This is a genomic window from Streptomyces sp. SCA2-17 (genome assembly GCF_044336695.1).
In genome coordinates, this window is sequence record NZ_CP117521.1 from 639,860 (window position 1) to 657,632 (window position 17,773).

Annotated in this window: 18 protein-coding genes; 12 read left to right on the top strand and 6 right to left on the bottom strand. The window is 75.0% G+C overall.

Annotated elements, in window-relative coordinates:
* Positions 1-38: 38 nt before the first annotated feature.
* The 4 genes from PS271_RS02755 to PS271_RS02770 form a co-directional block, all read right to left on the bottom strand.
* Entirely contained in the window at positions 39-1,562 is a 1,524-nt protein-coding gene (locus PS271_RS02755) for a hypothetical protein (RefSeq protein ID WP_398379763.1), read from the bottom strand.
* Positions 1,563-1,629: 67 nt separating this feature from the next.
* Complete coding sequence (gene pcp, locus PS271_RS02760; protein WP_398379765.1) at positions 1,630-2,274, bottom strand: pyroglutamyl-peptidase I; 645 nt, start codon at positions 2,272-2,274, stop codon at positions 1,630-1,632.
* 24 nt (positions 2,275-2,298) lie between these two features.
* Positions 2,299-3,267: a DUF979 domain-containing protein gene (locus PS271_RS02765; protein ID WP_398379767.1), complete on the bottom strand. Its 969-nt coding sequence runs from the start codon at positions 3,265-3,267 to the stop codon at positions 2,299-2,301.
* Complete coding sequence (locus tag PS271_RS02770) at positions 3,264-3,974, bottom strand: DUF969 domain-containing protein (RefSeq protein ID WP_398379769.1); 711 nt, start codon at positions 3,972-3,974, stop codon at positions 3,264-3,266. Before PS271_RS02770 ends, PS271_RS02765 begins: the two co-directional genes overlap by 4 nt.
* A gap of 120 nt (positions 3,975-4,094) precedes the next feature.
* Between PS271_RS02770 and PS271_RS02775 the strand changes: the two genes are divergently transcribed.
* The 4 genes from PS271_RS02775 to PS271_RS02790 are packed head-to-tail and all read left to right on the top strand — an operon-like array spanning position 4,095 to position 7,094.
* The gene (locus PS271_RS02775; protein WP_398379771.1) at positions 4,095-4,766 is read left to right on the top strand and encodes an FCD domain-containing protein; all 672 of its coding nucleotides are present in this window, start codon (positions 4,095-4,097) and stop codon (positions 4,764-4,766) included.
* The gene (locus tag PS271_RS02780) at positions 4,763-5,536 is read left to right on the top strand and encodes a LamB/YcsF family protein (protein ID WP_398379773.1); all 774 of its coding nucleotides are present in this window, start codon (positions 4,763-4,765) and stop codon (positions 5,534-5,536) included. Before PS271_RS02775 ends, PS271_RS02780 begins: the two co-directional genes overlap by 4 nt.
* Positions 5,533-6,177 (top strand): 5-oxoprolinase subunit B family protein, encoded by a 645-nt coding sequence (locus PS271_RS02785; protein WP_398379775.1) that lies wholly within the window; start codon positions 5,533-5,535, stop codon positions 6,175-6,177. Before PS271_RS02780 ends, PS271_RS02785 begins: the two co-directional genes overlap by 4 nt.
* Before the next feature lie 5 nt (positions 6,178-6,182).
* Entirely contained in the window at positions 6,183-7,094 is a 912-nt protein-coding gene (locus tag PS271_RS02790; RefSeq protein ID WP_398386637.1) for a 5-oxoprolinase subunit C family protein, read from the top strand.
* A 24-nt stretch (positions 7,095-7,118) separates the two neighbouring features.
* On the opposite strand, the gene PS271_RS02795 is transcribed toward PS271_RS02790, so the two are convergent.
* Positions 7,119-7,274, bottom strand: a complete 156-nt coding sequence (locus tag PS271_RS02795) for a hypothetical protein (RefSeq protein ID WP_398379777.1) — start codon at positions 7,272-7,274, stop codon at positions 7,119-7,121.
* Positions 7,275-7,461: 187 nt separating this feature from the next.
* Here PS271_RS02795 and PS271_RS02800 point away from each other — a divergent pair, with 187 nt between their 5' ends.
* The 5 genes from PS271_RS02800 (at position 7,462) to PS271_RS02820 (ending at position 13,156) form a co-directional block, all read left to right on the top strand.
* A complete protein-coding gene (locus tag PS271_RS02800) occupies positions 7,462-7,893 on the top strand; it encodes an SPW repeat protein (RefSeq protein WP_398379779.1) in 432 nt (143 codons plus the stop codon).
* 285 nt (positions 7,894-8,178) lie between these two features.
* Positions 8,179-9,630, top strand: a complete 1,452-nt coding sequence (locus PS271_RS02805) for a cytochrome P450 (RefSeq protein ID WP_398379781.1) — start codon at positions 8,179-8,181, stop codon at positions 9,628-9,630.
* Positions 9,627-11,027 carry a hypothetical protein gene (locus PS271_RS02810; RefSeq protein WP_398379783.1) on the top strand — a complete coding sequence of 467 codons (1,401 nt, stop codon included), beginning with the start codon at positions 9,627-9,629 and terminating at the stop codon, positions 11,025-11,027. The genes PS271_RS02805 and PS271_RS02810 overlap by 4 nt, the downstream gene beginning before the upstream one ends.
* A 66-nt stretch (positions 11,028-11,093) precedes the next feature.
* A complete protein-coding gene (locus PS271_RS02815) occupies positions 11,094-12,869 on the top strand; it encodes a peroxidase family protein (RefSeq protein ID WP_398379785.1) in 1,776 nt (591 codons plus the stop codon).
* Positions 12,869-13,156 (top strand): hypothetical protein, encoded by a 288-nt coding sequence (locus PS271_RS02820; RefSeq protein WP_398379787.1) that lies wholly within the window; start codon positions 12,869-12,871, stop codon positions 13,154-13,156. The genes PS271_RS02815 and PS271_RS02820 overlap by 1 nt, the downstream gene beginning before the upstream one ends.
* 450 nt (positions 13,157-13,606) lie before the next feature.
* Here PS271_RS02820 and PS271_RS02825 read toward each other — a convergent pair whose 3' ends face one another.
* Positions 13,607-13,969 (bottom strand): hypothetical protein, encoded by a 363-nt coding sequence (locus tag PS271_RS02825; RefSeq protein ID WP_398379789.1) that lies wholly within the window; start codon positions 13,967-13,969, stop codon positions 13,607-13,609.
* A 176-nt stretch (positions 13,970-14,145) separates the two neighbouring features.
* Between PS271_RS02825 and PS271_RS02830 the strand changes: the two genes are divergently transcribed.
* The 3 genes from PS271_RS02830 (at position 14,146) to PS271_RS02840 (ending at position 17,761) form a co-directional block, all read left to right on the top strand.
* Positions 14,146-14,829, top strand: coding sequence for a response regulator transcription factor (locus PS271_RS02830; protein ID WP_398379791.1), 684 nt, complete (start codon positions 14,146-14,148; stop codon positions 14,827-14,829).
* Positions 14,820-16,316, top strand: a complete 1,497-nt coding sequence (locus PS271_RS02835; RefSeq protein WP_398379793.1) for a sensor histidine kinase — start codon at positions 14,820-14,822, stop codon at positions 16,314-16,316. Before PS271_RS02830 ends, PS271_RS02835 begins: the two co-directional genes overlap by 10 nt.
* 62 nt (positions 16,317-16,378) lie before the next feature.
* Complete coding sequence (locus PS271_RS02840; protein WP_398386639.1) at positions 16,379-17,761, top strand: FtsW/RodA/SpoVE family cell cycle protein; 1,383 nt, start codon at positions 16,379-16,381, stop codon at positions 17,759-17,761.
* Positions 17,762-17,773: the final 12 nt, after the last annotated feature.

A 17,773-nucleotide genomic window follows, 5' to 3' on the forward strand; every position in this document is an offset into this window, starting at 1 on the left:
GGGTGCGGCACCGCCGGGCGGGGCGGCCGTCCGGCCCGTCACGTCGCCTCCTGGCGGTCGGCCGCCATGCCCGCCGCGTCGAGGAGGGCCGTGCCGACGATGAGGTCGGCGCCGCCGAATTCGGGGTCGTCGAGGACCGTGCCGTCGTCGACGGCGAAGAGGAGGGACTGCTCGCCCTGGCGGTAGGCCGTGCCGACCGCGGGGCTCGCGGCGTGGACGGCGAGGAGGGCGACGAGGTAGGGCAGTTCGGGGTCGCGGCGGCGGGCGTCGGCGAGGAGCCCGGAGAGGCGGCGCGGCGCGTCGGGCGGCAGGGTGAGCAGCTCCATGGCGCTCGCGAGCTGCTCCTCGCTGAAGCGGCTGTCGTCGGGCGTGGCGATGAGGTCCGGCTCGGGCATCTCCGCGCCGAGATGCTCCCGCTCGGCGGGGGGGCTCAGGAGTATGTCGACGAGGTCGCCGACGCGCACGGAGACGGGCGTGCGCAGCCCCGTGCCGCGGGCGAAGAAGGCGTCGGTGACGCGCCCGGCCTGTTCGAGCGGCAGGGGCAGGACGGGGGCGAGGAGCTGTCCGTAGAGGTCGAGGCCGGCCCGGCCGGTGGAGACGGCGAACGCCTGGCGGTCCTGCTCGGCGCGGAAGAGGGGCCCGGCCTCCAGGAGCCGGGACTGGAGCTGCGTGTGGCGGCGGATGCAGTCCTTGACGATGTCGACGAGCTCGGCGGCGCGCCGCTTGTGCTCGGCGCCCTCGGCTTCGTCGCGCGCCTTGCGGATGTTGGTGAGGATCGCGTTCTCGTGGCGGTAGCGGTCGGCGACGTGGTCGAGCGCTTCGGCGATCATGTCGGGGACGGCCTGCAGCCAGTCGACGGCGCGGACGTTGCGCCGGGTGGCGTCGAGGGTCTTGCGGAGGGTCTCGGCGTACTGCACGGTGCGGTAGCGGGCCTGCTCCGCGGCGAGCTGGGCGTCGGCGAGCCGGCCCCGGCTGATGAGGACCTCCAGCTTCACCTCGGCGGCGATCTGCGCGCTGGTGACGTCGGTGTCGAGGGCGCCGACGAGGACGTTGACGGCTTCGTCGGTGGTGCGCAGGAAGACCGTGCCGCCGGGGCCGGGCACCTCTTCGACGAGCTTGAAGTCGTAGTCGCGCCGGACGTAGACCCCGTCGGCCCCGAAGGTGCCGTAGACGGCGCGGAAGCCGCGGTCGACGCTGCCGACGTTGATGAGGTTCTCCAGGACCCAGCGGGCCACCCGCTCGTGCTCGGCCTGCGGCCGCTCCGGCGCCTGGGCGGCGACGCGCGGCTGCAGCCGGGCCACTATCTGCTCATGGTCGGCGCCGGTGTCGAAGTCCATGTTGAGCGTGACCAGGTCGATGGCGGCGAGCGCCACCTCCGCCATGGCGTAGACGCCGTACTCGCCCGCGAGGTTGGCCTTGCGCGCGTCCAGGTCGTGCAGCGGCGCCGTGCAGGCGAGCGCGCGCAGGCGGCGGGCCAGGCCCTCGTCGGCGGCCGGGCCCGGGGCCGGCCGCGACGGCCCGTTGAGCTGGGGCGGAGCGGCCGCCGGGGCTGGAGAAGTCACGTCGCACAGAGTAGGCGGTCACACCGACAACGGACGAAACGGCACGGGCGGAATGTCCGTCACGCCCCTAGTGTGTGGCTCCGCCTTCCGCACGGATGTCCGTGGTGCGCCCCGCGGCGGTGACGGCGATCACACAGAGTGCTTCCGCGGCGGCGGTGACGGGCAGCGAGGGCAGGGCCCGGTCGGTGACCTGTGCGGGCGCGTAGGGGACGTGCACGAATCCGCCCCGCAGGCCGGGCCGTTCGGTGGCGGCGAGGTGCATCAGGCCGTAGAAGACGTGGTTGCAGACGTACGTGCCGGCGGTCTGGGAGACCGACGCGGGCAGCCCGGCCTCGCGCACGGCCGCGACGCAGGCCTTGACGGGCAGGGTCGCGAAGTAGGCGGCGGGCCCGCCGGGGACGACGGGCTCGTCGACGGGCTGCGCGCCCGCGTTGTCGGGGATGCGGGCGTCGTCGACGTTGACGGCGATGCGTTCGACGGTGATGTCGGGGCGGCCGCCCGCCTGCCCCACGCACAGGACGAGGTCCGGCTCGGTGCGGTCGACGGCCTCCCGGAGGGCGTCGAGGGCCGTGCCGAACGCGCAGGGCAGTTGCGCGGTGGAGAGGGCTAGCCCGTCGGCGCCCCGCGCGGCGGCCGCGCGGACGGCCTCCCAGGAGGGGTTCACCCCCTCCCCTCCGAAGGGCTCGAATCCGGTGAGCAGGACACGGGTCACGGCGGGTTACCTCCCGGCGGGCCGTCAGACGGCGAAGACGTACATGATGACGATGTTGCAGCCGAGCAGGGCGACGGCCGTCGGCAGCTGGGCCTTGATGGGGCCGTACTGGTCCTTCAGTTCGAGGAGCGCGGCCGGGACGACGTTGAAGTTGGCGGCCATGGGCGTCACCAGCGTGCCGCAGAAGCCGGCGAGCATGCCGATGGCCAGGACGGCCGGGGCGTTGCCGCCCTCCTGGACGACGAGGACGGGCCAGCCGACGGCCGCGGTCATGACGGGGAAGGCGGCGAAGCCGTTCCCCATGACGACGGTGAAGAGGAACATGCCGACGCAGTAGACGGCGACGGCGAGGAAGAGCGAGCCGTCGGGCAGCACGGCGGTGGTGATCCGGCGGACCTGGTCGCCGACGCCCGCCACGGAGAAGATGCTGCCGAGCGTGGCGAGGAGCTGGGGCAGCAGCATGGCCCAGCCCATCGACTCCAGCATGGACCGCCCTGCGTGCAAGGGGGTCGCGAGCCGCTTCTCGCGCAGCATCACCATGCCGACGACGAGCGCGACGACGGCTCCGATGCCCACGCCGAGGATGGTCTCGCTGCCCTTCTGGAGGACGGGTTCGCCGTCCAGGGAGAGCTTCTTGACTCCGACCGCGCAGACCAGGGCCACGACGGGGATGGTGAGGGCGGGCACGAACAGGCGGCTCCCCCACCGCTCCGCGCGCGCCTCCCGCTGCCCGGGCGTGGCGGCGGTGCCCTTGCCGCGCCCGGTGAAGCCGAAGCCCGCGAGGCAGACCATGGCGAGGACGGCCGCGCCCAGGGGTTCGGCGGGGGCGGACTTGTCGGCGACCCAGGTGCCGTAGATGAAGCCGAGCCCGAGCAGGCCCCAGAAGGCGGCGGTGCCGAAGCGCTTGGGATTGGTGCGGTCGGTGAGCATCTGCGCGGCCATCACCAGGAAGATGCCGCCGACCAGCCAGTAGAACCACTCCGCCTTGATCACTTGACGGTCTCCCCGAGTCCGGTGGTGCGGCGGCCGGGCCCGGGGACCGCCCCGGGCAGTTGCCGGTCGAGCCGCAGCAGCCGCCAGCCGTGGACGGCGAGCGCACACAGGGCCGTGGGCACGGCCCACAGCGCGAGTTGCAGCGGTTCGAGGTGCGTGTGGTACGTGGTGTTGACGAAGCCGGTGATCAGCAGGATGGAGCCGACGGCCAGGAAGACGTCCTCGCCGAAGAACAGCCCGACGTTGTCCGCGCTCGCCGCGAAGGAGCGCACCTTCTCGCGGGCCTTCTCGCTCAGCGGCCCGTGCCGGCGCTCGGCGGCGCCCTCGGCCATGGGCGCGGCGAGCGGCCGCACGGTCTGGGCGTGCCCGAAGACGTTGTTGAGGCCGACGGCGGCGGCCAGCTGGCGCAGCAGGAGGTAGAGCGCGAGGAAGCGGCCCGCGGTGAGCCCGGCGAAGCGGGTGATCAGGCGGCGGGCCTGTTCCTGGAGGCCGTGGTGTTCGAGCAGGCCGATGACGGGCAGCGTGATCACGAAGATCGTCACCGAGCGGCTGGAGGCGAAGCCGGTACCGAAGGCGGCCAGGACGCGCTGGGGGGAGAGGCCGCCGAGGAGGCCCGTGACGATGCCGGCGGCGCCGACGACCAGCAGGGGGTTGCGTCTCGTGGCGAAGCCCAGCACGACCACGAGGACGCCCAAGAGAACGATCATGGGCTCCGCCTTCCGGGATCCCGGACGGCCCTCACTCGATCGGGTGAGGGGATTGGCGAGGAGGCTAAGATATTGTTCAACAATTCTCAATAGGCTTGGGGTTCTCAAGAGGCATTGGGGATGACAATGGCCCTGTCCACCGCACAGCGCGTCGCCGGCGTGCTCCGCGACCGCATCGAGGCCGGCGGTCTGCCGCCCGGCACCCGGCTCTCGGAAGAGGCCCTCGGCCGGGACCTCGGGGTCTCGCGCAACACCCTGCGCGAGGCTTTCCGGCTGCTCGTCCACGAGAGCCTGGTCGTGCACCGGCTCAACCGCGGCGTCTTCGTCCGCGTCGTCGACCCGGCCGACGTCACTGACATCTACCGCGTCCGCGCGGCCCTGGAGTGCGCCGGTGTCCGGGCCGCCGCGGGGGCCGGGCGGCCGCTGCGCGAGGCCGTGACCGCGGCGGTGGAGGAGGCCGGGCGCGCCGCCGCCGGGGGCGACTGGCAGGAGGTCGGCTCGGCCGACCTGCGCTTCCACCGGGCGCTCGCCGCCCTGTCCGGCAGCCCGCGCATCGACGCCGCGATGGACCGGCTGATGGCCGAACTGCGCCTGGCCTTCCACGCGATGCCCTCGCCGCGCCGCTTCCACGAGCCCTTCCTCGCGCGCAACCGCGCCTTGGCGGAGCTCTTGGAGGACGGCGAGTACGCCCGCGCGGAGAGCGAGCTGACCACCTATCTGGACGACGCCCTGGAGCTCATCCTGGGCGCTCTGCGGGAGCGGGAACGGGAACGGGAAGGGGAGAACGCATGAACGCCCACGGCACGGCCGTGCTCGACCTCAACGCCGACCTCGGGGAGGGCTTCGGGCGCTGGCACCTGACCGACGACGACGCCCTGCTGTCGGTCGTGACCAGCGCGAACGTCGCCTGCGGCTTCCACGCCGGCGACCCCTCCACGATGCGGCAGGTCTGCGAGCGGGCCGCCGAGCGCGGCGTGCGCATCGGCGCCCAGGTCTCCTACCGCGACCTGGCCGGCTTCGGGCGCCGCGCCATGGACGTGCCCCCGGACGAGCTCGCCGACGAGATCACCTATCAGATCGGCGCGCTGCGCGTCTTCGCGCAGGCGGCCGGCGCGGACGTCGCCTACGTCAAGCCGCACGGCGCGCTCTACAACCGCACGGTCACCGACGCGGAGCAGGCCGCGGCTGTCGCCGCCGGGGTGGTGCGCGCGGGCGGGGCCCTGCCCGTCCTGGGCCTGCCGGGCTCCCGGCTGCACGAGGCCGCCGCGCAGGCCGGACTGCCGGTGATCAGCGAGGCGTTCGCCGACCGCGCCTACACGGCCGCGGGCACGCTCGTGCCGCGCCGGACCCCCGGCGCGGTCGTCCTCGACCCGGACGCCATCGTCACCCGCTCCGTACGGATGGCACGCGAGGCCGCCGTGACCGCCCTGACGGGCGAGGAGATCGCCGTACGGGCCCGCTCCCTGTGCCTGCACGGGGACACGCCGGGCGCCGCGGACCTCGCCCGCAGGGTGCGCGCCGCGCTGGAGTCCGCGGGCGTGCGCCTGGAGGCCTTCGCGTGACCGCGCACCGCGCCGGCTCCCCGCCCTGCCGCCCCCTGCGCGTCGGCCCGCACGCCCTGCTCGTCGAGGTCCCCGGCGGCGAGGAGGCCCAGGCGCTCCACGCCGAGCTGCTGCGCCGCCGGGAGGCCGGGACCCTGCCGGCCGTGACCGAGATCGTGCCCGCGGCGCGCACCGTCCTGCTCGACGGGCTCGCCGACCCCCGGGCCCTCGCCGCCGACATCGTGCACTGGGACGTGCCGCCGCTCGCGGCCGCCGAAGGCGATCCCGTCGTCCTGCCGGTCCGCTACGACGGGGCCGACCTCGCGGAGGTCGCCGCCCTGTGGGGAGTCGCCGCGGACGAGGTCGCGCGCATCCACTCCGGCCTCGAATTCCGCGTCGCCTTCTGCGGCTTCGCCCCCGGCTTCGGCTATCTGACCGGCCTCCCGGCGCACCTGCACGTGCCGCGCCGGGCCACGCCCCGCACCACCGTGCCCGCGGGCGCGGTCGGCCTGGCCGGCCCGTACACCGGCGTCTACCCCCGCTCCTCCCCCGGCGGCTGGCAGCTCATCGGCCGTACGGACGCGGTCCTGTGGGACGCGGCGCGGGAACCGGCGGCACTGCTGGCGCCCGGCACCCGCGTACGTTTCGAGGTGAGCGCATGACCGGCATGAGCGGTTCCGGAGTGGACAGCCGCATATCCGAAACGGACAGCGGCCCGCCCGCCCTGACCGTCGTCCGGCCCGGCGCCCTGACGACCGTGCAGGACCTCGGCCGGCCCGGACACGCGCACCTGGGCGTCGGCCGCTCCGGAGCCCTGGACCGGCCCGCGCACGAGCTCGCCAACCGGCTCGCCGGCAACCCCGCGGGCCACGCCACGCTGGAGACCACCGTCGACGGCTGCGCCGTGCGCGCCGGTACGGCCGTGACCGCGGTCGTGACCGGCGCGCCCTGCCCGGTGCGGGTCGACGGCCGGCCCGTGGCATGGGGGGCCGCGGTGCGGGTGCCGGCGGGCGCCGTGCTGGACGTGGGCCGGGCCGCCGGAGGCCTGCGCAGCTACGTGGCGTTCGCGGGCGGTCTCGCCGTACCGCCCGTCCTCGGCAGCCGCTCGCGCGACCTGCTCTCAGGCCTCGGGCCGGAGCCGCTCGCCGCGGGTGCGGTCCTGCCGCTCGGCGCGCCCTGCGGGCCGCCCGCGCACGCCGACGCCGTCCCGTGGGCGGGCCCGCCCGTCGGCGGGCTGGTGCTCCCGGTCGTGCTCGGCCCGCGCGACGACTGGTTCACGCCCGCCGCGCTGCACACCCTGGCCCGCGGCGCCTTCCGGGTGGCGGCCGCGAGCAACCGGATCGGCCTGCGGACCGAGGGGCCGGCCCTGGAGCGCGCCGTGGCCGGCGAGCTCCCGAGCGAGGGCATGGTGCTGGGAGCCGTCCAAGTCCCGCCGGACGGCCGCCCGGTCGTCTTCCTGGCGGACCATCCGACGACCGGCGGCTACCCGGTCGTGGGTGTCGTCCCCGAGGCGGAACTGGCCGCCGCGGCCCAGGCCGTGCCCGGCACGCCGGTACGGTTCGTGCCCGTACGGGGCTGAGCCCGGGGCCGGTCGATCCCGGGGTCAGTCGAGGCCGCGGATGATGTGCGACTCGGCGTCGGCGTCCTCGCCGGTACGGTCCGGCGTCTCACTCTGGACCGAACGGCGGGTCCGCGCGGCCTCCTCCCGGGTCTCGCCCCGGTGCTGCATCCGCTCGCCCTGTCCCTTGAGCTGTTCCACGGCCGCCTCCTCGCATCGCCGAACCCCCGGAAACCGACTGCCCGGGTTCCCCCAGGGTGACGGGACGAAACCAGGTCCCAACACAGGGGAAATCGCCAGATATGACGGCCTCCATTCAGGTGAAAATGCCTCCAATCAGGTTAAAATGCAGTCAGGTCAGAGCTGACACGGAAAGAAGGTGGCTGACGTGACCGCCCCTACGTCGCCCCGGATAGACCAGCACCCGGACATCCTGGCGCTCCGCGCCCACTCCGAAGCGGCGACGAGCACCCCCGTCGCCCAGGCCGTTGAAGCGCTCGCCCTCCTCTGTGGCGTCTACCTGGCCGCTTCGCCATGGATTGTGGGCTTCAGTGGCGCTTCCACCCTTGCTATCCACAATGTGATTGTGGGTGCAGCCTTCGCTTGCCTGGTCGGTGGCTTCGGCCCCGCCTACGAGCGCACCCACGCGATGAGCTGGGCAGCCCTCTGCCTCGGCGCCTGGACGATCATTTCGCCCTGGGTCGTCGCCGGTCACGCGTTCGCCACGGCCGCCGTCGTCAGCAATGTCATCGTCGGAGCGGTGGCATGCCTGGTGGCTCTCGCCCTGGCACGCATGGGGATGGCGAGGTCACGGCGCTGACCGCCCCCCGTCCTGAGGAAGGCTGAATTTCGCCGTTCAGCGGTTCTCACCGCTCCCGCCGTTGCCGTTGCCGTCCGCCAAGACCGTCCAGCCGGGACCGCCATCGGCGGCAGCAACGGCAACGGCACAACCAGCGGCACGACACGACACCAACGGCAATGCCCATCACCCTTTTCACCCCTGGGGATGAAAACTCGGGTGATCTTCCTACCTGATGACTCCGCCGGACCTGAAGTGGCAATGCTCCCCTCTCACTGATCACTTCAACCTCATGAGGTCCGACGCATGACGATCGCGCCCGGGGTCGGCACGGGCCGGGGGACGGCACTGCCCGCCGCATCCGCGGGAGAGAACCTCCGGCTCACCCTCGTCTATTTCCTCCCCAACTACCTCAAGGGCGCCTTCCGTTCCCGGCCCCGGATCGCCGCGCTCGTCGCGCGCGCGGACACCGCCCGCCGCGCGCCGGAGGCCATGCGCCGGCTGCGGCGGCGGCACGGCCGCGGCCCGGTCATGGTGCGCGGCGCCGCCGGCCCCACCCTGCTCGTCCTCGACGCCGACGACGCCCGGCAGGTGCTGTCCGGCCCCGTCGGGGTCTACGCGGTCGACACCTGGGAGAAGGTGAGCGGGTTCGCGCCCGTCCAGCCCGAGACCCTCGTGGCCTCGCACGGCCGGCAGCGGATGGTGCGCCGGATGTTCAACGACGCGGTCCTGGACGCCGGCTGCCCGGTGCACCGGCTCGCCGACCGCTTCCTGCGCGTCGCCGGGGAGGAGGCCGCCGCCCTGCTGGGCCCGGGTGCCGTGGCCGGGCTGCGCGCCGAGGCCCTGCGGGAGAGCTTCGAGCGCGTGGGGCGGCGCTGCTTCCTGGGCGAGGCGGCCGCCGACGACGTGGAGTTCTCCCGGCTCCTCGGCGAACTCCTCGGCGAGGCCAACTGGATGGGAGCCCGCCGCTGGCGCGCCGGCCGCGCCCGCCGGCTGCGCCGCAAAATGATGCAGCGCCAGGCGAGATATCTGTACGAGGCGGATCCGCGCAGCCTGGCCGGGCTGTTCGCGGCCGCGCCCCGGGGCCCGGAGACCGCCCCGGAGTGCCAGGTCAGCCACTGGTTCATGGCCCTCGGCGCGCTGAGCTCGGTGACGGTGCAGACGCTCGCCCTGCTCGCCTCGCACCCGCGCCACCACGAGTGCGTCATGAAGGAGATCCGGGCGGCGGACCGCACCCACGGCCCACGCACGGTCCCCGGCTTCCTCGGCATGCCCTACCTGCGCGCCTGCGTGCAGGAGGCCGCCCGGCTGTGGCCGCCGGTCGCGGGCCTGACGCGCCGGACCACAGGCGAGACCCGCTGGCGGGACGCCGTCGCGCCGGGCGGGGTCGACGTCGTCGTGCCGGTCGCCTTCCACGCCCGCGACGGCGAACGCCTCGACTACGCACACCGGTTCGCGCCCGAGAAGTGGCTGGACGGCATCGCGGAGCGCGACTGGGCGGTCGGCCCGTTCGGCCGCGGCGAGGCCCAGTGCAGCGGCATGGAGCTCGCGCTCCAGCTGGCCACCGGGTTCGTCGCCGAACTGCTGCGCGGCGGCGAGCTCGCCGTCGCGGGGGTCCGGCTCGGCCCCGGCCGGCCGCTCCCGCACACCTTCGACGCCTCGCGGCTGCGGATCGGGATCCGCGGCCCCCGGTCGCCGGAGACCGGCACGGCGAAGGTCCGGGCCACGCAGTCCCGCACGCCGGAGGAGGGCGCATGACGGCAGCAAGCACACCGGGCCCCCGGGGCACCACAGGAGCCGGCCCGGAGGACGCGGCGGCCGCGGCGCGGCTCACCGCCGTGGCCCGCGAGCTGGCCGAGGCCGCCGGGGCGGTCCGAGCGGCGGGGCGGGCGGTCACGGCCGTCGCGAGCGACCCCGCGCTGCTCGCCTCGCTCGGCCGCTCGCCCCGCAGCGGCCTGCGGGCGGCGGGCGCCCTCGCCCGCGGCCTCACCGGCTCCGCCGGGCTCGGCCACGCCTGGGACGGCGGTCGGGCCGGCCACGCCGGCCGGCCGGCCGGCGTGGCCGCCCGCCGCGGGAGCCTCGCCGGCGACCTCGCGGCCACCGCGCTGCGGCTGCGGATCCGGCTGTGCGCGACGCGGCACGCCGAGTACGGGGCCGAGAGCGCGGTCCGGCGCATGCTCGTGGCCGTCGAAGCGGGCCTGCCCGCCCTGGCCCTGCGCATCCTCCGGGAGGACGTCCGCGTCCGCAGCGCCGGGCCCGCCCTGGCCGCGCTCGCCCCGGCGTACGAGGAGGTGACGGCGTGGCACTCCCTGGCCGACGGCAATCCCTTCAACGACGCGGCGGCCTGGCGCGTCGTCACGGGCACCCGGGTGCGGAGCGCTCCCCCGCCCGTCCCCCGGCCCCGCCGCTCCCGCGGCGCGGGCTCCCTGGCGGAGCCGCCGGACGGCGTGTTCCCGGACGGCCTGGACGAGGACGGCGGGATCTGCGCCCACCTGCGCAACCTGGCTTCCCTGGGCCCCGGCAGGATGCTCACCCGGCAGGTCACGGGCCCGGACGGCACCACCCGGTGCCTGGTGCTCCTGCCCGGCCCGGAGTTCCTCCTGCCGCGCACCGCCTCCCCGGAGGGGCTGGTCGCGGCCGTCGCCGCACTCGGCTGCGGCGGCTCCCCGTACACCCTGGCCGCCCGCGACGCCCTCCGCCGCACGGTGCCCGAGGGGATGCCGGTCGCGCTCGTCGGGCACGGCCTGGGCGGAGTGACGGCCCTGCACCTGGCCGGCGGCCCGGGGCGGCTCGGCCGGGCCGTCACGCACGTGGTCACCGTCGGCTCGCCCACCGGCTCCGGGCAACTGCCCGCGCCCCGCGCCCGCGTCGCCGGGCTGGCCGAGGAGCACGACCTGCTGCCCCGCCTGGAGGGCCGCGGCCCGGTCCCGGCCCTGCCCTCGTCCCCCTCCCCGTCCCTATCCCCGTCCCCGGACCGGCTGTGGCTCGCCTGGACGGATCCCTCGTACGACATCCCGCTGTGCCTCGGCGCCGAGGCGTACGCGCAGAGCCTCGACAAGGCCGCCCCCGAGACCCGCGACCGGGTGGACGAGCTGCTCGCCGCCTACCGGGGCCGGCCCGGCAAGACCGCCGTCCACCGCCTCCTGGGCGGCTGAGCCGGTGCGCCCGAGCACACGGAACTCCTTACGCACCACCCGCCGCAACCCTCACGGAGACTGTCGATGACGCCGGTACCGCGCCGCCGCGAGTGGCACGACCTCCCCTTTCCCCTCGCGCTGCTGGACCTCAGAAGACAGCGGCAAGTGCTGCGGACGCACAATCTGTACGACACCTACGGGGCCGGCGGGGAGCGCCCCCGCACGCCCGTCGCCGACCTCCTCCCCCACCGCAGCTACGACGGCTCGGGCAACGACCCGGGCGACCGCGACATGGGCCGGGCGGGCACCCGCTTCGACCGCAACTGCGCGCTGCCCGAGACGTATCCCGAGCCCGAGGACGACGGGCTGCTCTCGCCCAGCCCCCGCGAGGTCAGCCGGCAGCTGCTGCGCCGCCGCTCCGGCTTCCGCCCGGCGACCGGGCTGAACCTGCTGGCCGCGGCGTGGATCCAGTTCCAGAACCACGGCTGGTTCAGCCACGGCGACAACCGCGCCGACCGGCCGCTCGACGTGCCGCTCGGCGCGGACGACGACTGGCCGCAGTGCCCGATGCTCGTGCGCCGCTCCCGCCCCGACCCCGTCCCCCGCACGGACACCACCCGGCCGCCCACGTACGAGAACACCGTCAGCCACTGGTGGGACGGCTCGCAGCTCTACGGATCGAGCGAGGAGCGGTGCCGCGCCCTGCGCACGGGCGAGCGCGGGAAGCTCGCCCTCACCGGCGGGCGGCTGCCCGACGAGACCGCGCCCGGCCTGTCCGGCATCGACCTCACCGGCTTCAACGACAATTACTGGGTCGGGCTGTCCCTGCTGCACACGCTCTTCGCCAAGGAGCACAACGCCGTCTGCGACCGGATCGCCGCCGCCCACCCCACCTGGGGCGACGAACGGCTCTTCCAGACGGCCCGGCTCGTCAACACCGCCGTCATGGCCAAGATCCACACGGTCGAGTGGACCCCGGGGATCATCGCCCACCCGGTCACGCGGGCGGCCATGCACATGAACTGGTACGGGGTCCTGCCCGCGCGGGTGCGGCGCCGGGTCGGCCGGTTCGGCGGCGGCGAGATGCTGTTCGGCATCCCCGGCTCCCCCACCGACCACCACGCCGCGCCGTACGCGATGACGGAGGAGTTCGTCTCCGCGTACCGGATGCACCCGCTGATCCGTGACGAGTACGCCGTCTCCTCACACCGTACGGGCGCGCTCGTGGAACGGACCGGCTTCGAGGATCTCCAGGCCCTGGCCACGCGGCCCGCGGTCGACAAGTTCGGCCTCTCCGACCTGCTGTACTCCTTCGGCATCATGAACCCCGGCGACATCACCCTGCACAACCACCCCGACTGCCTGCGCGACCTCGTCCGGATCTCCGGCGAGCACGTCGACGTGGGGGCGGTCGACGTGCTGCGCGACCGCGAGCGGGGCGTGCCCCGCTACACCGCTTTCCGTGCCGCACTGCACCGTCCGCCCATCTCCGGCTTCGAGGAGCTGACCGGCGGTGACGTCGGGCTCGCCGCGGAGCTGCGCGAGGTCTACGACGGGCGGCTGGACCGCGTCGACACCATGGTCGGCATGTACGCCGAGCGGCGGCCGCGGGGGTTCGCGTTCAGCGACACGGCGTTCCGGCTGTTCGCCCTGATGGCCTCCCGGCGGCTGAAGAGCGACCGCTTCTTCACCCGGGACTACCGCCCCGGCATCTACACCGCCGAGGGCATGGAGTGGATCGACCGCACCGGCATGACCGACGTGCTCCTGCGCCACCACCCGGAGCTGGCCCCGGCATTGCGGGGGGTGCGCAACGCGTTCGCGCCCTGGCGGATGCTGCGGCCCGGGGGGATCCGGTGATGGGCGCGGGGGCGGAGCACGCGCCCTGGTCGCAGCCCGTCCGGGCGCAGGCCTTCTCGCTGCGGGAGCAGGCGGCGCGGCTGCGGTCGAGTGCGGAGGAGGTGGCGTCGCTGGGAGCGGAGGGCGCTGCGCTGCGCAAGCGGATGATCGCTCACGCGGACCGCGCGGAGACGGCCGCGCGCTCCTTGGAACGCGCGGCGGAGGCTCTGGCCCACCACGAGGCGGTCCTGGCGGCGTTGGACCGCCGCCTGAACGAGGATTCGGAGCGCTCGGGCGGCTGGCGGTAGGCCCCACGGGCCGGCTCGCCGCCGCGGCCGGACACCGCGGCGGCGGGCTTCTCCGCTACGGCGGATCCTGCGGCCCTGACCGGGCACCGCCACGACGGTCGCTCGCGGATTCCGCCGGACCCTCACCATGGTGGTCGCGCGCCACCGCGGCGGCAGGATCTCGGCCGCAACAGCCGACGCCGTCGCTGACCCTGCGGGACGAGGGCCGGCCCACAGACCGAACCGGCCGCGGCCGACGCGCACCTCCGAATTCCGCCGGACCCTCACCATCGTGGTCGCGCGCCGCTGCGGCGGGCTTTCTTCTGTCGCAGCGGCGCTGTCGGCACCGCCCCCGGCGGCCGGTGCCCGCCGCGGCGGGCGAACGGGGGTCCGGCGCCCCTTCGTCCGCCGCCGCGGCGAGTCACCACGTGGGTGGGGGCCGGCGGTGCCGGCGCCGCGGTGGGAGGCGTCCTAGTGGGCCGCCAGCGCTCCCGCCGGTTCCCGGGCGTACCAGCGGTCGGCGCGGAGTTCGGCCAGGCCCTGGTCCGCGAGGCCCTGGACGTGCTTGGTGACCGTGCGCGGCTGGTAGCCCGCGGACGCGCACAGCTCTTCCAGGGAGGCCCCGGCGGCGCCGCACGTGCGCAGGCTCTCCCAGGTGCGCGCGGCGTGCCTGCCGAGCCGGCTCTCCTGCTCCAGGGGCTGCTGGGCCGCAGCCGCGGCCGGCGCGACCGGAGCAGCCGGCCGCACGGCCATCACGCGGGGGCGGGCCGCGCCGACCGGGCGCGGTGTGCGGTTGACCCTGCGGTGCTTGCGGCCCTTCTGGCGTTTGCTCATGGATGTACCACTGCTCCGTCCTGTGGCGGGGTGCGTGCTGCGTGCGTGCTCTCTCCCGGGTCAACCCGGCGGTCATCAGGCGGTTACGGCCCTGTCTCCGAGTGTGCGGGACATCACGCGCGAGCCCGGAAGGACGCGCCGCAAGTGCTTCTGGTGGCATATGTGACGCTTGGGACGTGCGCATTCTGATAGTGGAGGACGAGGCCGGACTGGCCGATTCGCTGCGGCACGGCCTCGCCGCCGAGGGCCATCTGGTGGACGTCGTCCACGAGGGGCACCGCGGTCTGGAAGCGGCGCTCACCGGCGTGTACGACGTGGTCGTCCTGGACGTGATGCTGCCGGGGCTGAGCGGCTACGAGATCTGCCGGCGGCTGCGCGGGCTCGGCCAGTGGACGCCGGTGCTGATGCTCACCGCCAAGGACGGCGAGTACGACGAGGCGGAGGGGCTGGACGCGGGGGCGGACGACTACTTGTCGAAGCCGTTCTCCTTCGTCGTGCTGCTCGCCCGGCTGCGCGCCCTGGGCCGCCGCCGGGGCCCGGCGGCGGCGCTCCCGCTGCGCGCCGGGGACCTGGTGCTGGATCCCGCGGCGCGCCGCTGTGCGCGCGGCGGGCGGGAGATCGAGCTGACCTCCCGCGAGCTGTCCGTCCTGCGGTACCTGATGGCGAACGCCGGGCAGGCGGTCGCCAAGCGGGACATCCTGGACGAGGTCTGGGACTTCCCCGGCGACACGGACCCGAACATCGTCGAGGTCTACGTCTCCTCGCTGCGCAAGAAGATCGACGCGCCGTTCGGCCGGCGCACCCTCGTGACCGTGCACGGCACCGGCTACCGCATCGACCCGGACGACGGATGCGCGTAAGGCTCCCCGCGTCCCTGCCGTGGAGGCTGCGGCCGCCCCGTACGGTACGGGGCCGGTGCGCGGCCGCGGCGGCCCTGGCGATGGCCGTGGTCCTCGGCGTGGGCGGCACCTGGCTCTACACGGTGCTGCGCGCCAACCTGCTGGACACCACGACCGGCCGCACCGAGCTGGCCGCCCGCGAGGTGGCGGCGCAGGCGGACACCGGGGAGCTGCCCGGGCTGCTGGCCGCGCCGCGCGCGGGCGTCGACGTCGTGCTCGTCCTGGACGCGGACGGCCGGGTGGTCGCGACGACCCGCCCGTCCGCGGAGGCCCTCGCCGAGGAGCTGGCGCCGCTGCGCCCGGAGGCCGGCCGGGACTCGGCCCACCACATCCTGTCCGGGGTACGGGCGGCGGGCGGCGGCCGGGCCGGCGAGCCGGACCGCGCCGACGTGGTGGCCGTCCGGGCCTCGGCGCCGCCGGGGCCGGGCGGGGAGCGGCACGAACGGTACGTGTACGCGCTGACCGTCCTCAACGACGTCGACGGCGCCACCCACGCCGTCGCGGTCGGGCTCCTGGCGGGCGCGCCGCCGCTCATCGCCCTGGCCGCGGCCATCGCGTGGGCGGTGACGGGGCTGGCCCTGCGGCCGGTGACCACGATCCGCACGGAGCTGGCCGCCGTCACGGCGAGCGCGCTGGACCGGCGGGTGCCGGTGCCGGCGGCCGGCGACGAGGTGACGCAGCTGGCCCGTACGGTCAACGCCACGCTGGACCGGCTGGAGCTCGCGGTCGGCCGGCAGCGGCAGTTCGTCGCGGACGCCTCGCACGAGCTGCGCAACCCCGTGGCCGCGGTGCGCTCCCGGCTGGAGGTCGCGCTGGCCGCGCCCGGCGGGCCGTCGCCGGAGGCCGTCCGCGCGGCGCTGGACGACACCGTCAGGCTGCAGCGCGTGGCGGCGGACCTGCTGCTCCTGGCCCGGTTCGACGCGCGGGCGCCGATGGCCGCCGCGGAGCCGGCGGACCTCGCGCTGCTGGCGGCCGAGGAGGCGGCCCGCCGGCCGGCGCCGCGGGTGCCGGTGAGCGTGCGCGCGGACGCCCCGGTACCGTTGCGCGGCCGGACGGGCCAGCTGGAGCGCCTGCTGGCGAACCTGGTCGACAACGCGCTGCGGCACGCCGCCTCCCGCGTGGTGATCACGGCGTCGCTCGACGAGGCGGCGGGGCGGGCGGTGCTGGAGGTGGCCGACGACGGGCCGGGGATCCCGGAGGAGGAGCGCGAGCGGGTCTTCGAGCGCTTCGTGCGGCTGGACGCGGCGCGCACCCGGGAGAGCGGCGGCAGCGGGCTGGGCCTGGCCATCGCCCGGGAGATCGCGCGCGCCCACGGCGGGAGCCTGGAGGTGGCGCCCGGCAAGGGACCGGGCGGGAAGGGTGCGCGGCTGGTGACGCGGCTCCCGGTGACCGGCTCAGCGGCCGGCTCAGTGGCCGGTTCCCCACCGCACGGAACGCCCGATTCCTGAACGTCCGTTCAGAAATCTCAGGTTTTCTTCAGTCCGGCCCCCCGATAGTGGTCGGTGTGACCGTGGATTCCGTGCACCTCGACGGCAGTGACGAGCACCGCGTGCAAGCGCGGGGCCCGTCGGCGGCCGCGCGGCGGGCCCGCGAGGCGCTGCTGCTCGGCCTGGCCGTGCTGATCAGCTGCTTCGGCTACGTGTACACCGGTCTCGCGACGACCGGCCGGGTCCCGGACGGCTTCGCCGGGTTCGCGGGCGCCATGGGGTGCCTCGCGCTCGTGCCGCACCTGGCGGCGCGCCGCTGGGCCCCGTACGCCGACCCGCTGATCCTCCCGCTGGCCGTGCTGCTGTCGGGGATCGGCCTGGTGCTGCTGTACCGGCTGGACTTCTCGTACGCCGAGCGCTACTCCTCGGACCCGACGGCCGCCGGCCAGCTGATGTGGACGGTCATCGGCGTGAGCCTGTGCGTGGGCGTGCTGATCGTCCTGAAGGACCACCGCCGGCTCCAGCGGTACATCTATCTGACGATGGCCGTGGCGCTGGTGCTGCTGATGGCCCCGGCGTTCTTCCCCGGCGACACGTACGGCGCCAAGCGGTGGATCTTCATCGGCCCGCTGTCGTTCCAGCCGGGCGAGTTCGTCAAGACCATGATCGCGGTGTTCTTCGCGGGCTACCTGGTGATCCACCGGGACGCGCTGGCGCTCACGGGCCGCAAGGTGCTGGGGGTGCGGCTGCCTCCCGGCCGGCAGCTCGCGCCGATCCTGGCGGTGTGGGTGCTGAGCCTGCTGGTGCTCGTCTTCGAGCGCGACCTGGGCACGTCGCTGATCTTCTTCGGGCTGTTCGTGGTGATGCTGTACGCGGCGACCGAGCGGTTCAGCTGGGTGCTGTGCGGCGTGCTGATGGCGGCGGCGGGCGCGGTCGTCGTCGGCTCGGCGGAGCCGCACGTCAAGGGCCGCATCGACGCCTGGCAGCATCCGTTCGCGGCGCTGCACAGCCAGGGCGCCGGCTCGGACCAGCTCGCGAAGGCGCTGTTCGGCTTCGGCAGCGGTGGCGTGACCGGCACGGGCCTCGGCACGGGCCACCCCGACCTGATCGGCTTCGCCGGCCGCAGCGACTTCATCCTCACCACGGTCGGCGAGGAGCTGGGCCTGGCCGGCACGATGGTCGTGCTGATGCTCTACGCGCTGCTGGCCCAGCGGGGCCTGAGCACGGCCGTGGCCCTGCGCGACCCGTTCGGGAAGCTGCTGGCCGTGGGCCTCTCGGCGGCCCTGGCCTTGCAGGTCTTCGTCGTGGCGGGCGGGGTGCTCGGCCTGATCCCGCTGACCGGCAAGGCGCTGCCGTTCCTCGCCAAGAGCGGTTCTTCGCTCGTCGCCAACTGGCTGATGGTGGCGCTGCTGATACGCATCAGCGACAGCGCGGGCCGGGCCCGCGCCGCGGGACGGACCGGCTGACGACTCGTTGAC